Genomic DNA, 14,068 nt, shown 5'->3' with positions numbered 1-14,068 from the left:
GCTCCAGGCGCATCAGCACACCGACAAGCCATTCCCGCTCGGCCCGGCCCTTCGGGCGAAACTCGACCTCCTGCTTGACGGCCTGGCGGCACCTCAGAGCTGAGAGGCGGGGCACCTAGACCCTGGGGCCGCCCACAAGAACCATCGCCCACATTTTACTGCACCTTTAGTGCATTGATGCACTGATGATGCATACAATTTTCATGGTCGCCGACATGGCTGACCGATGACCACTTGCCGACCCCGCCCGGCGGAACCCGCCGGTTTTCCCTTCACGAACTGTTCAGCCTGGGAAGGTTCCAAGACGTGATCAACGATGCGACCGAAGCCACCGTCCGTCCCGCAGCCGAAAGCGGCGTCTTCCGGATCGGCGGCGACCTGCCGGTCAACCGCCTCGGCTTCGGCACCATGCGCCTGACCGGCCCCGGAGTCTGGGGGGAGCCCGCCGACCGTGCCGAGGCCGTGCGCGTGCTGCGCCGTGCGGTCGAGCTGGGCGTCACCTTCATCGACACCGCCGACTCCTACGGCCCGTTCACCGCCGAGCAGCTCATCCGCGAGGCGCTGCACCCCTACGCGGACGACCTGGTCATCGCCACCAAGGGCGGCCTGACCCGGCAGGGCCCCGGCGAGTGGCTGCCGGTGGGCCGCCCGGAGTACCTGCGCCAGCAGGTCGAGCTGAGCCTGCGTCACCTCGGCCTGGAGCGGATCGACCTCTACCAGCTGCACCGCATCGACCCGCAGGTGCCACTCGCCGACCAGCTCGGCGCGCTGGCCGAGCTGCGGGACGCCGGCAAAATCCGGCACATCGGCCTGTCGGAGGTCTCCGTGGCCGAACTGGAGGAGGCCCGGGCGATCACCGAGATCGTGTCGGTGCAGAACATGTACAACCTCGCCGAGCGCAAGTCCGAAGACGTCCTGGAGTACGCGGAGGCCAACGGTATCGGCTTCATCCCGTGGTTCCCCATGGCCACCGGGCAGCTGGCCAGGCCGGGCGGCCCCCTCGACGCCGTTGCGAAGGAGTACGACGCGACGCCGTCCCAGCTCGCGCTGGCCTGGCTGCTGCGCCGCTCCCCGGCGCTGCTGCCGATCCCTGGCACGTCCTCGGTGGCCCACGTGGAGGAGAACATCGGCGCGGCTCGGATCCAGCTCTCCGACAGCGCCTATCAGTCCCTCGTCGACGCCGTCTGAGCCTGTCGGGCGCTGTCACGGTCCTGCGGGCCGGAGAGCCGGGCCCTTGCGGTACCAGAACGGGCGGCCGCCGGGCGCAGGGCCGGACACCCGTGCACGCCTTTGCAGGATCCAGCGGTGTCCGGCGGCGCGCTGCCCAGTGCCTTGTTCGAGCTCAGTGCCCGAGGCGGCGGACACGGCCGCACCACCATGCAACGGCCGATAGGCGACCAGCCGTTCGAGCCACTCGCCACACAACGGCGGCTGACGGCCAGGACATCGCCGGTCTTCAGCGCTTCGCCGTGCACCTCACCCGCCGACACCACAACGCCACCCACTGCAGGCCTGGTGACGGCCCCCGGCCACCGACCGAACAAGACACGGCAAAGCGGCTGCCCTGGCCGGATTGCCGCTCTCTGCGAACGCCCCCGGGACTAACCAGACCCTGCCTACCGCTGGCCAAGTCACTGTCCACGCCACCTGCCGCGCCACCCCCGGAGAGGGGGGCCCGTAGCGCCACGCGCACCGGTCCCTTCGTGGCCGTTCTGGCATCACCGGCATCGTGGTCTCCTTCATGCAGACGCTGCTGGTGCCGATCGTCGGCGAGCTGCGGCCAACGAGGACCCACGCCATCACCTGGGCCGACTCAGCCCCGAAAACCCGCCAGCCCCCAGTTCTTCAAGAGCCGTCCGTGCGACTGCGATCAGACACCCCTCACCGGAGACACGATGACCAACGCCCTTGAACTCGCCGGAATATCGCACCGCCGTGTCAACCTCGGCGAGATAGAGATGCATGTCGCCGAGCTCGGCACCGGCCCGGCCGTGCTCTTCCTGCACGGCCATCCGGCGCTGTGGCTCACCTGGCGGCGCCAGATGGCCGCCATGGCCGAGGCCGGCTACCAGGCCATAGCCCCGGACCAGCGCGGCTACGGCGACACCACCATCCCGAGCGATGTCCAGGCGTACGACATCGAACACCTGTCGGGCGACGTGGTACGACTGCTGGACGCGCTCGACCTGGAGCAGGCGGTCGTGGTCGGACACGACTGGGGTGCGCTGGTCGCCTGGTACACAGCGCTCATCCACCCGGGCCGGGTCCGGGCCGTCGCCGGGCTGTCGGTCCCCTTCGTCCCACGCACTCCCGTACCGCCCACCCAGTACTGGCGCGAGACGATCGGCGAGGACTTCTACATGCTCTGGCTCCAGGAACCCGGAGTCGCCGACGCACTTTTCAACGCCGACGTCGAGCGCGCACTCAACGGCCGCTGGACCCTGGACCGCGAGGGGTGGCGCAACGGGCCGGCCACGAACAGCCTCACCTTCCGCTCCCCCGAGGACCACCAGGTAGTGATCGCCGCGCTGAAGCGGAACGGCTGGACCGGGCCGCTGAACTGGTACCGCAACTTCGACCGCAACTGGGAGCTGCTGGCCCCCTACGACGGGCGCACCGTCGACCAGCCCGCCCTGTTCATCGGCGGCGAGAATGACCAGGTGCTGCGGTTCATGCCACCGTCGCTGATGGACGGCCACGTGACCGACCTGCGCGGCGCCGACATCCTGCCCGGGGTGGCGCACTGGATGCAGGAGGAGGCCCCTGATCAGGTCAACCGACGCCTGCTCGGCTTCCTGGCGGGGCTCTCGGGCGAGACCCGCGAGTGACGGGCGTCGGACCGCGAGGGGTCACGGCAGGAAGACTCCCCGGACAGCCGCGGGCTCGGGCCGATCTCGTCGACCAGGCCGTGTCAGCCGTCGGGCAGCGCCGCGGCGTCTTGAATCGGATGTGGGCGGGGCTTCGCCGCCTCACGGCCTCTCACACAGGTCTCACCGACTGCGCGGACTCCTCCGGAGTGTGCGGACCTGAGCCGGGCTTATGCGCCTGCCCTGCTTCTCGGCCCGCTCGCTCCTGCGTACCCGCCGGTCTCTCGGCCCTGCTCAGAAGACGCTGTCGGTTGACGTCACGGCGCCACCACACTTACAGTCGCGGTTTCCGATCTCCGAAGCATAATTTCCGCAATGCGGATAAACGCCAGAAGGTGCCATGCAGCATCTCGAAGCTCTGGACCCGATCGCCGCGTCCACGGACCGGTTCGTCGCCACCGTCGCCTCCCTCACCGACACCCAGGTCGCCGGAGGCACGCTGGTGCCGCCGTGGACCCGCGGCCATGTCATCACCCATGTCGCGCGCGCCGCAGACAGCCTCTGCCGCCTGCTCACCTGGGCGCGTACCGATGTGGAGACACCGCAGTACGCGAGCATGGAGGCCCGGGCCGCCGAGATCGAGGCCGGGGCCGGACGGCAGGTCGCCGACCTGGTCGCGGACGTCCTCGACACCGCCGCCCGCTTCGAGGAGGCGGTACGTGCCCTGCCCCCGGCGGCCTGGCACGCCGAGGTCCGGATGCGCACCGGTGAGCTGCGCACGCCCGCGGCCCTGGTCCCCACCTGGCTGCGCGAACTGGAGATCCACCACGCCGACCTGGACGCCGGCTACGGCTTCTCCGACATACCGGCCGACGCCGCACGCTGGATCATCGAGGACATCGCCGAGGCACTCGCCCGACGGCGCGACACCCCGCCACTGCGTCTGGAGGCGACCGACACCGGCCTCGTCCACGCCCTGGGGACCGGCGGCCCCACGGTCAGTGGACGGCAGGCCCACCTCCTCGCCTGGCTCAGCGGCCGCTCCCCCGGCACGGGGCTCACCGCCGGGGCCGACAAGGTCCCCGCGGCGCCCTTCTGGATTTGAACGGGGTCCCGCAACCCCGCCCGTGTCCCGACCCAATCCGCTGCATAGCGGACCGATAACCGGCATGGTTGCTGCCGGTGAGGACCTCCGGCCCGTCAGGCCCGCCTGCTGCACGAGTTCCTGCTGGCGGGAGCCGCGCTGGTGCACGACCGGACCGCCGTTCTGGAGATGGTGGAGGGCGGCGAGCCGCAGGCGGTCAGCTACCGCGAACCGGATAGGCGCGTCCACACCCTATGCGGACCGGCTCGCGCCGCTCGGCCTCGACGTGGGCGATCGCGTCGTGCTGTAGGCCGACACCGCCGCGCACGCCATCGCCCTGCTGCTCGCATGCTCCCGGTTCGGCCTGACCTTCGTGCCCGTCAGCCCCGAGACGCCGGTCCGGCGGGTCGAGACCATCGGGGAACTCGCCGAGCCCGCGCTGTTCCTGACCACGGACGAGACCTGCCGGATCCGGGCCGCGTCGGACGCTCACCGCAGGATGAGGTGCGCGGGCGGCGGAGCCTGATCCTTACCGCTTTCATGCCAAGGAAGTGAAGAAATAATGACCATTCCACAATAACCTGCGTGCGTTCAGCGACCGTTGTCGGCTTTTGTAGGTGCTTGTCGGCGCTGTGAGAGGACCCGCCCTGCCCACGTACGCCCGGGCGCCGCGACGACACCGCACTCGCCGCCGCGCCGACATGCCGCTCGTAGGTGGCGTCCGCCCGCCCGTCGCCATCCTGATGGTGCTTCTGCTCTCGGTCGCCGGACTCACCGTCTACGCCCTCGGCTCCATCCCCAGCGAGCAGGTGCCGCTTGCGGTGCGGGACGCCGAGCAGCAGATCGCCGCGGACGCTGCCGTGTCCGTCCGGGGCTCCATCAGCGCGGAGGCGAGCACGCTGCGCCGTGCTGCCGAGGCATACACCCCGACCAGTACGACCGCGCCCGCGACGGCCCTCAAGGCGGTCGTCGCCGGCCGCCGACCGGTGCGCGGCGCCGCCCTGGTCGATCCGGCCACCGGTCACCTGCTGGCCGCGAGCGGCGGGACTGTGCCGCTCGCCGGGATCGGCGTGGGGGGCCTGGCCGCAGACGCGGAGCGCACCGTCGTCCCGCCGCGACTCGTGACCGCCGCCTCCGGCGCCCACATCCTCTACTTCGCCCGGCTCACGGTCCCCGAGCACAGCCAGGACACCAACGCCGACCAGAGCCAGGACCAGACACAGCAGCAGACCAAGCACTGGCTGGTGGTGGTCCTCGAACCTCTGCCGACGCCCGCGGCGCACGGAGACGGCCGCGGCACTTGGCTGGTGGGAGGAGACGGCACCGTCCTGGCGACCGCTACCGGCGGGCGGGCCCCCTCCGGCGCCGACCGGACGCTCCCCCGAGCCGCAGCCCGGGCCGCCGAGGTCTCCGGATGGCGGAGTGACGCCTCCGCCAGCCTGCTCGGCGCCGCCGCCTCCGGCACGCGAACCGTGGCCGGTTGGGCGGTGGTCGCACCGCAGCGGACCGCCGCCGGCAACACCGGCACGGACAACACCAGCGGCCTTCACCTGACGGTCGTGACCGCGCAGTCCGTCGCGCTCACCGCCCAGTCCACCGACTATCTGCGGATCGCCCTGCTGACGGGCGGCGCGCTCGCCGCCATCGCCGTGGTGAACTGGCTGTTGCTGGTCTTCGCCGTGCAGCGCCCGCTGCTGCGGCTGCACCTGTCCGCCGCCCGCCTCGCCCGGGGCGCCGTCGGTCGGCACCCGCTCGACTCCGAGGACCTGTCGCGGCCCGTACCGGTGCCCGCATACGGCGAACCGCGCCGCACAGGCCGAGCGTTGGAGGCCCTGCGGCGGCAACTGCTCGGTACGGACACGCCGGAGGAGATCCCCGCCCCAAGGGGGCCGGGGACCCGGGCGCTGGTGGCCTGTTGCGCTCTGCTGGTCACCGCCTGGGCCGCCCCGATGCTCTTCGTCGTCGACCAGGTGGACACGCCCGCCTCCGTGCCCGCGAGCGTGGTCGCCGGGCAGCAGACGCGCACCCAGTACGCGGCCGACCGGGTGCGGCAGGCGCTCGACCAGTCGTACACCGACCTGGTCGACGTCGCCGTGTCGCTGAAAGGCAAGAGCACGGCCCAGCAGCGCCGGGTGCTGCGGAAGACGCTGGCCGACCACGGCCAGTACCGCTCGCTCTACCTGCTCGACGGTGCCGGCGCCATCGTGCTGCGGGTCGGCCAGACGCCGCTGCGCACCATCGTCCATGTTCCGGACGGCAGCGGCATCACCGGCGTCAACACGTACGGAAAGATCCCGGCCATCGCCGCGTACGCGCACATCCCGGCGGAGCGGGCCGGGACGAAGGCCCCGGGTGTGGTGGTCTTCGGCGAGATCGACGTGAAGGTGCTCGACGGTCTGCTCACCGAGCCCGGCCTGGGCAGTGTGTGGCTGGCGGACAGCCACGACAGGGTACTGGCCGCCGGCGTGGGCTTCCGGGCGTTCCAGCCGCTGTCCGGCCCAGGGCTCGCGCGGCTCGCCGACCGTACCCGGGCGCCCGGCACCGCCGGCACCCCGACCAGCGCGGTGCTGACCTCCTCGGGCGTCCCCCGGGCGATGTCCGTGGCCGCCGCCGCGCCACTGGCCCAGGCCGGCCCGGCCGCGGGGCTGGGCTGGCGGGTCGTCACCTCCAAGCCGGCCGCCTCGCTGCGGCTGCCGGTCTTCCGGGCCGAGCGGATGACCATGCTGGCCGGGCTGCTGGGGCTGGCTGTGGGGGTGGCCTGCCTGAGCTGGGTGCACATCGTGGTGGTACGGCCGCTGCGCGCCCTGGCGCGACTCGCCGAACGGTTGGCGGGCGGCGACCGCCGCACCGTGCTGTACCCGGTGAACCACGACGAGGCCGGCTCCGTCACCCGCAGTCTGGAGCTGATCCGGCAGGCGCTTGCCGACCGGGCCCGGTCGGGGACGGCATTGCCTGCCGCAACCCGCGCGGCAGCCTCGTCGCCGGTCACGGCCGAGTACACACCACAGCAGTGAACACGAAGGCGGACTGAAGTGCTCTTCCTCTACATCATGGTGCTGCTGAGCAGCGCCGTGCTGCTGACAGCCGGTGTCATCGAGCAGCGGCGGCACTACGCGGCGCTGGATCAGATCCCGGTGCGGGTCCTGGTGAACGGCATCCGCGGCAAGTCCTCCATCACCCGGCTGTGCGCAGGGGCGTTGCGCGGAGGCGAGCTGGTGACGGTGGCCAAGACCACCGGCACGGCCGCCCGCTTCATCCACCCGGACGCCACCGAGGAGCCGGTCTACCGCAAGTTCGGTCTGCCCAACATCGTGGAGCAGATCGGCATCGTGCGACGGGCGGCGGCGTACACGCCGGACGCGCTGGTGATCGAGTGCATGGCCGTGCTGCCCGCGCTGCAGGAGGTCAATCAGGAGAAGCTGATCCGCTCCACCATCGGCGTGCTGTGCAACGTCCGCGAGGACCACCTGGCCGAGATGGGCCCCACACTGGACGACGTCGCCCGTTCGCTGTCCCGCTCGATGCCGGTCGGCGGGGTGTGCGTCACCGCGGAGAAGGAGCGGCTGCACATCCTGCGCGAGGAGGCCGCAAAGCGGAACTGCCGCCTCATCGCGGTGGATCCGGAGACGGTCAGCGACGCGGAACTGCGGGGCTTCAGCTGGTTCACGTTCAAGGAGAACGTGGCCATCGCGCTGGCCATCGCCGAACTGCTGGGCGTGGAACGGGAGACGGCGCTCAGGGGCATGTGGGACGCGCCGCCGGACCCGGGCGTGCTCTCCGTGGAGCGCTACCGCACGCACGAGGGCAAACGACTGCGGTTCGCCAACGTCTTCGCCGCCAACGACCCGGAGTCGACGCTGATGAACGTCCGTCAGCTGTTGGATCTCGGTGCGATCCGCCGCCCGCTCAACGTGGTCGTCAACTGCCGCCCGGATCGGGTGGAGCGCAACGGTCAGATGGGCGCGATCATCCCCGACCTCGGCCCCGACGCGGTCTTCCTCATCGGCCATCCGACCAAGAGCGCCAAGGACGCCATCCCGTCCTCGTTCGCCGGCCGGGTGATCGACCTGGGCGGCGACCGCCGTGACCCGCGGGAGCTGACCGAGGCCGTCCTGGCCGAGCTCGGCCCGGCCTCCTCGCTGGTGGCGGTGGGCAACATCCACGGTCAGGGCGAGCTGTTGCTGGAAAATCTTGCCGAGCTGCCGCTGGACGACTCGGACGAGCCGCTCACCCCGGCGCCGTACCCCGGGCCTCTGGGCGAGGACACCCTGCAGATCGCGGTGGCCGGCCCGCCCGAGCCCGAGCCCTTCAGCTGGGTGGCGCCGCTGGAGACCCCGGCGCACGGCATCCACATCCCCGGCCGCCGTGGACTGACCCGCCCGCACACGCACCGGGACACCCACCGAACCGGAGCCGGACGGCTCCCCGACCCGTACCAGCCGATGAGGAACCAGCAGTGATATCCGCCAACCTCACACCGCAGGTCGCCGCGCTGGGAATCGCGCTGGGCCTGGTCTTCTCTCTCGTGTGTTACCTGACCACCAACCTCTCACCCGGCGGGATGATCACCCCAGGCTGGGTGGCGCTGACACTTGTCACCCATGTGCAGCTGGCGGCGATGATGGTCGGCGTGGCCGCGCTCACCTACGGCGCGACCCGGCTGCTGCAGCGCAACGTGATCCTCTACGGCAAGCGGCTTTTCGCCGCGGTGGTCGTGTGCGCAGTGGTCATGCAGACCACCGTGATGCTTGCGCTCAACCATCAGTTCCCGCTGCTGTACACCTCGCAGACGCTGGGCTTCATCGTGCCCGGCCTGATCTCGTACCAGCTCGTCCGCCAGCCGTTCGGGGCGACCGTGCTCTCCACCACGGCCGTCACCCTGGCCACCTACGTGATCATCGCCGCCGGGCTGCTGCTCGGCGCTGTGCCCACCACCTGACCCACCGCCTCGCACACCCCAAGAGGACGAGATGTATCCCGACTCCCGGTCCAGTCACCCCAGGGACGGCGGCCTGACCCGCCGCCAGGTCCTTGGCTCCCTCGCCGGCCTGGCTGCGGCTGGCGCGGGCGGTGCCTACGCCTGGCAGCGCCTCGGACACCGCCCCGGCGCGAACATCCCCACGGTGGACGGCTCCGTGCCCAAGGCAAGGCCCGCAGGCGGCCACCGGTTCGAGCGGCTCGGCAACCCGGCCCGCACCGTGGTACGGGACGCCGACGGCAGTGCCGTGGCGACCTTCACCGACGGGGCCCGCACGGCCGTGCTCACCGGCCCGTCCCGCACCTTCAGCGAACCCCGCACCACCACAGCCACCGTCACCACGGACGCCTGGGTGCGCGTCCTGCCCGGCGAGTGGCGGCAGGGCAGGGAGGAGAGCTCCTGGTTCAAGCGGTGGTTCCCCAAGGCGCTCGGCGACACCAGCCCCGACGTCTTCGCAGTCGCGTTCCAGTACAGCAGCGCCGGCGCGCCGGACAAGCGCAACTCCGCCGGGCTGCGCTACGCCGGCACGGCCCACTTCGGGCCCCGCAATCCAGGTGTCGGTTCCTCGCTGGACTTCGGTTACCACGACGAGCAGTCCGATTTCTACGACTACCTCGGCATTCCGTGGACCTTCCCGGACGGCAGCCGCGTCGAGCCGGAGAAGGCCCGCTACGGCGACGTGGACTGCTCCGGCTTCCAACGCCTGGTGTGGGGCTACCGGCTGGGCATACCCATGCACAACACCAACACCGCGGGCGTCGGCCTGCCCCGCCGCGCCTACGCCATCGCCGCCTACGGCCCCGGGAAACTGCTCATCCCCGACAAGGGCCGGCAGCCCACCGACCTCGGCGGCCTGCAACCCGGCGATCTGGTCTTCTTCGCCATCATCAAGAACGAGCCGAACCTCATCGACCACTGCGGGATGTACCTGGGCCTCGACAACGAGGGCCGCCCGCGCTTCTACTCGAGCCGCTCCGCCGCCAACGGCCCCACCATGGGCGACCTCGCCGGCCACGCCCTGCTCGACGGCACCGACTTCTACGCCCGCGGCTTCCGCGCCGCCCGCCGCCTGTAGCGGTGTCCACCCGCACCGAGCCCGACCAGCACCGCACGAAGGACCCGTCATGGCCACCGCTTCCCGCGCCCGGAACTCCGGCGCGCACCGCCGCAGGGCCGGCCACAACCGCACCGGTGGCGCCCCCGACGGGGGGTGGGGCGCCCCCGCGCGCTGGGAGCGCGCGAGCCTGCTCGGCGTGCTCGCCGTCGCCGCGCTGCTCTACGGCTGGGGCCTGAACCATGCCGCCGTGCACCCTTACTACGGCGCGGCCATCCGCTCCATGGCCACCAGCCGGCGGGCGTTCCTCTTCGGCGGGCTCGACCCCAGCGGCACGATCAGCATCGACAAGACGCCCGGCGGCCTCTGGCCCGACGCGGCCTCGGTGCGGCTCTTCGGCCCGCACACCTGGGCGGTGGCGCTGCCGCACGTGATGGAGGGCGTGCTCACCGTCTACGTGCTGCACCGGACGGTGCGCGCCTGGGCCGGGCCGCTGGCCGCCCTGATCGCGGCACTGGCGCTCACCGCCACTCCCGTGACCGCGGTGCTCGACCGGGCCACCATCCCGGACGAGTTGCTCACCCTGCTGCTGGTGCTGGCCGCCGGGGCGCTGCTGACGGCGGCGCGCAGCGGACGGTTGCTGCCGCTGCTGGCCTGCGGCATGTGGGTCGGCCTGGCCTTCCAGGCGAAGATGCTGCAGGCCTGGCTGCTGCTGCCGGTCTTCGTGGCGGTCTACCTGCTGGCGGCCCCGGGCGGGGCGGCACGCCGCGTCGGGCGGGCGGTCCTGCTGGGCGCCACCGCGCTGGCCGTCTCCTCTTCGTGGCTGCTGCTGGTGCTGGCGACGCGCCCGGCCGACCGCCCCTACCTGGACGGCACCACCAACAACAACCCCTTCACCCTGGTCTTCGGCTACAACGGCTTCAGCCGCTTCGGCGGTGACCCCGGCGCGCTGGGCGCCGTCCCGGGCACGTCCGCCAGCCGCACCACTGGCAATACCGGGTGGGGGATGCTGGTCAACCACACCGTCGGCCCACAGGTCGCCTGGCTGCTGCCGCTGGCCGTGCTGGCGGCGCTGCTGGGGGTGCTGTGGCGGGCCGGGCAGCCGCGCGGCGATCTGGCGCGGGCCGGTTTCCTGCTCTGGGGCGGCTGGCTGGCCCTGCACGTGGCCGTCTTCAGCGCCTCCAACGGAAACCACGCTTACTACACCGCCGTCATCGCCCCCGCGCTCGCCGCGCTGAGCGGCGGCGGCCTGGCCGCCTTCTGGCGGGAGTACCGGGCACCTCAGTCCGCCTGGCATCGCGCGGTACTGCCCGCGGCGATAGCGCTGACCTCGGGCTGGGCCCTACTGCTGGACGCACACACCCTCTTCGCCGCCTGGCTGCTGCCCGTGGTGGTGATGCTCGCCCTGTGCAGCGTCGCCGCGCTGTGGCAGCGCGGGCCGCGCACGGGCTCCCGGCAGCGAGCCTGGGCACTGGCCGCCGGCGTCGCCGCCGTGCTCGTCCTCCCCACGGCCTGGGCGGTGTCCAGCATCGACCCGCTCTACGCGGGGGCCGCCACCTCCCCGCTGGCCGGCCCGGTCGGTGGCAACTACGCCGACCTGCACGGCCACGAGCCCACGATCAGCACCGGCCTGTCCACGCCGAGCGCCCGCGACAAGGCCCTGCTCGCCTACCTGACGGCCCATCGGAGCGGCGAGAAGTACCTGTTGGCCGCTCAGGCCGCGTACACCGCCGAGCCGTTGTTGCGGGCCGCGTCCGATCCGCTGCTGGTCATGGGCGGTTTCACCGGGCTGACGCCCTTCCCGACCGCGGCGCAGCTGAGCACGATGGTGGGCGAGCACCAGGTCCGCTACGCAATGCTGACGACCCGGCGTCCGAACACCCAGGCGGCCACCTGGGTCACGGGCCACTGCTCACGCGTGTCCCCACGCGCGTACGAAGAGCGTCGGACGGATGGGAGTTTCACCCTCTATGACTGCCGTCCGACGGCCGGCTGACCGGCGCGGTTTTCACATCTTTGGTGTGGCGAAACCTCCGACACTGGTTTCGCGGGTCCCGCCACGAGTGCTGAGCGAGGACGAGACGCGGTTCGTGCGCACCAAGGTCAAGTGGGCCAACCCGTCTGCCGCCTTCCCGCCGTATCGGCGGGTGCACGCCTTCGCCCGCCGCCTGCATCGCACAGCGGGAACTGCACGCCACACCACAACCGGTTCGGCAAGGGCCATTCTTTGATCATTGTTGACAGGACAAGTGTGTCGGGCTGACAGCCGCGAGGGCTAGCCTCGCCACGTCCGCATCCCCTGTACCCACCCCCCCACCTGAGGTGGCGGACACGCAAGTCCCCTTTCGAACTCGAGGAAGGACTCTGATGGCACGCACCATCAGACGGTGGCTACTCTCGGGGGTGGGCGCCCTCAGCCTCGCGGCGGCGGGCGCCGTGCCCGCGACGGGCGCGGCCTACCAGCCCGCCTATCCGCGAGTACGGCCTACCGTGGCCGACTACACGCAGGTGACCACCAGCCAGACCCCACCCACCCAGTCGCAGTGTGCGTCAGCAGGACGCCGCTGCTTCACCCCACAGGCCATCCAGGCCGCCTACAACGTGGGCCCGCTGCACTCAGCCGGGGACGACGGACGCGGTCAGACGATCGCCATCTTCGACTCCTACGGCAGCGATACCATGGCCCACGACCTGCATGTCTTCGACCGTGCATTCGGCATTGCGCCCATGTGCGGGGAAGAGGGCGTCAGCTGTGCGTCCGGCATGCCGACCTTCAGCGAGCTTCATCTGCAGGGCTCGCCCGCCACCAAAGCGCCGCCGTCCACGAGCAACAGCCCCGGGCAGGAGGACAAAAGCGCGTGGGCGCTGGAGGTGGCTCTTGACGTCGAGACCGCCCATGCCATGGCACCCGGCGCCAACATCCTGCTGGTGACCACCCCCACCGCCGAGACCCTCGGGGTACAGGGCTTCCCTCAGATGATGGCCGCCGAGCAGTACGTCGTCGAGCATCACCTCGCAACCGTCATCTCGCAGTCGTTCGCCTCCGCGGAAGGTGCCTTCGGCAGCGCCCGGTCGCTTCAGAACCTGCGCTACGCCTTCAAGTCGGCGGCACAGAACGGCGTCACCGTTCTCGGCTCGTCGGGTGACGACGGAAGCGCCGGCTCGGCCAAGACACCGGTGGGCCAGGGCGGGTCGACGCTCTCCGGTCCCGCTGTCGAGTGGCCGGCGTCCGACCCGCTGGTCACCGGAGTGGGCGGCACGAACCTGTGCACCGACCCGGGTGCCGGCAGCGACCGGGGCGTCGACAGCGTCTCCCCGCCAGGGGCCTGCCAGAACGCCTCCGGCCAGTCGGAGACCGGCTGGACCGGCTCCGGCGGCGGCTACAGCAGCGTCTTCGCCAAGCCGGACTACCAGTCGGGCGTGCTGCCGGCCGGCAGCACGGCCATCGGCGCCATGCGCGGCGTTCCGGACATCTCCCTGCAGGCGAGTCCGTCGACGGGAGCACTGGTGTACCTGTCCCTCCCGCCCGACGGTCAGAGCGGGCTGAAGTGCGGCAGCACACCGTGCAGCACGGGCTGGTACGACATCGGCGGCACGTCACTGGCGTGTCCTCAGTGGGCGGGCCTGGTCTCCATCGCCGCCCAGATCAACCACGGTGGACTCGGACGGATCAACCCGGCTCTGTACAAGCTCGCGTCCGACCCGGCCACCTACGCGGCCGACTTCAACGACGTCACCGTGGGCAACAACACCGCCGAGACGTCGGTCCCGGGCTATTCGGCCGGCACAGGATGGGACCCCGTCACCGGACTGGGGACGCCGAACGCGGCGAAGCTCCTGCCCGACCTCGTCCGCGCCGTGCACGGCGGCTGACCTTCCGGGCCCCAGCCGGGCATCGCGCCGCCGGCCGGCGGCGCGATGCCCGTTGCCACGCCTGCCGCGGAAATCCGTGTCCGTTCCGGACCTCTTCAACCAGCGCGTCGGCCCAGTGCGGCGGCCGGCGCATTCCGGCGGGGCTTCGTCTTCTCACGCGCTCTCACGAGCGTCGTCGAGCCGGGCGGGCCTGTCGATGAATTAGTGGGGCGTGTCGTGCTCGGCGGCCTGGGATGTCGCGTGCATGACGTAGCTGGCGAGGTCGCTGGGGT

The 14,068-nt window shown here is 71.4% G+C and carries 10 protein-coding genes; all 10 read left to right on the top strand.

Annotated elements, in window-relative coordinates; translation table 11 throughout:
* Window positions 1-306: 306 nt before the first annotated feature.
* A complete protein-coding gene (locus H8R17_RS41990; protein WP_316959704.1) occupies window positions 307-1,188 on the top strand; it encodes an aldo/keto reductase in 882 nt (293 codons plus the stop codon).
* Between the two features lie 707 nt (window positions 1,189-1,895).
* Window positions 1,896-2,828: an alpha/beta fold hydrolase gene (locus H8R17_RS41985; protein ID WP_187828458.1), complete on the top strand. Its 933-nt coding sequence runs from the start codon at window positions 1,896-1,898 to the stop codon at window positions 2,826-2,828.
* 379 nt (window positions 2,829-3,207) lie between these two features.
* Window positions 3,208-3,912, top strand: a complete 705-nt coding sequence (locus H8R17_RS41980) for a maleylpyruvate isomerase family mycothiol-dependent enzyme (RefSeq protein WP_187828457.1) — start codon at window positions 3,208-3,210, stop codon at window positions 3,910-3,912.
* A gap of 352 nt (window positions 3,913-4,264) precedes the next feature.
* A complete protein-coding gene (locus H8R17_RS41975) occupies window positions 4,265-4,417 on the top strand; it encodes a hypothetical protein (RefSeq protein ID WP_187828456.1) in 153 nt (50 codons plus the stop codon).
* Window positions 4,418-4,592: 175 nt separating this feature from the next.
* Complete coding sequence (locus H8R17_RS41970; RefSeq protein WP_187828455.1) at window positions 4,593-6,905, top strand: HAMP domain-containing protein; 2,313 nt, start codon at window positions 4,593-4,595, stop codon at window positions 6,903-6,905.
* A gap of 18 nt (window positions 6,906-6,923) precedes the next feature.
* Window positions 6,924-8,351, top strand: a complete 1,428-nt coding sequence (gene pgsB, locus H8R17_RS41965) for a poly-gamma-glutamate synthase PgsB (RefSeq protein WP_187828454.1) — start codon at window positions 6,924-6,926, stop codon at window positions 8,349-8,351.
* Complete coding sequence (locus H8R17_RS41960; RefSeq protein ID WP_187828453.1) at window positions 8,348-8,830, top strand: poly-gamma-glutamate biosynthesis protein PgsC/CapC; 483 nt, start codon at window positions 8,348-8,350, stop codon at window positions 8,828-8,830. The genes pgsB and H8R17_RS41960 overlap by 4 nt, the downstream gene beginning before the upstream one ends.
* Window positions 8,831-8,861: 31 nt before the next feature.
* Window positions 8,862-9,944 carry an NlpC/P60 family protein gene (locus tag H8R17_RS41955; protein ID WP_187828452.1) on the top strand — a complete coding sequence of 361 codons (1,083 nt, stop codon included), beginning with the start codon at window positions 8,862-8,864 and terminating at the stop codon, window positions 9,942-9,944.
* 49 nt (window positions 9,945-9,993) lie between these two features.
* Window positions 9,994-11,919 (top strand): glycosyltransferase family 39 protein, encoded by a 1,926-nt coding sequence (locus tag H8R17_RS41950; RefSeq protein ID WP_187828451.1) that lies wholly within the window; start codon window positions 9,994-9,996, stop codon window positions 11,917-11,919.
* Window positions 11,920-12,290: 371 nt separating this feature from the next.
* A complete protein-coding gene (locus H8R17_RS41945; protein WP_187828450.1) occupies window positions 12,291-13,796 on the top strand; it encodes a S53 family peptidase in 1,506 nt (501 codons plus the stop codon).
* Window positions 13,797-14,068: the final 272 nt, after the last annotated feature.

This window comes from Streptomyces sp. TRM68367 (assembly GCF_014495685.1).
GTDB lineage: Bacteria > Actinomycetota > Actinomycetes > Streptomycetales > Streptomycetaceae > Streptomyces.
The sequence above is the reverse complement of the archived record's forward strand: the minus strand, read 5'-3'. Positions and strand labels throughout refer to the sequence as shown.

Excerpts from the sequence above, each read along its gene's own strand:
- H8R17_RS41985 (WP_187828458.1), top strand. The coding sequence starts at position 1,896 with ATGACCAACGCCCTTGAACTCGCCGGAATATCGCACCGCCGTGTCAAC.
- H8R17_RS41980 (WP_187828457.1), top strand. The coding sequence starts at position 3,208 with ATGCAGCATCTCGAAGCTCTGGACCCGATCGCCGCGTCCACGGACCGG.
- H8R17_RS41970 (WP_187828455.1), top strand. The coding sequence starts at position 4,593 with ATGCCGCTCGTAGGTGGCGTCCGCCCGCCCGTCGCCATCCTGATGGTG.
- H8R17_RS41955 (WP_187828452.1), top strand. The coding sequence starts at position 8,862 with ATGTATCCCGACTCCCGGTCCAGTCACCCCAGGGACGGCGGCCTGACC.
- H8R17_RS41950 (WP_187828451.1), top strand. The coding sequence starts at position 9,994 with ATGGCCACCGCTTCCCGCGCCCGGAACTCCGGCGCGCACCGCCGCAGG.
- H8R17_RS41945 (WP_187828450.1), top strand. The coding sequence starts at position 12,291 with ATGGCACGCACCATCAGACGGTGGCTACTCTCGGGGGTGGGCGCCCTC.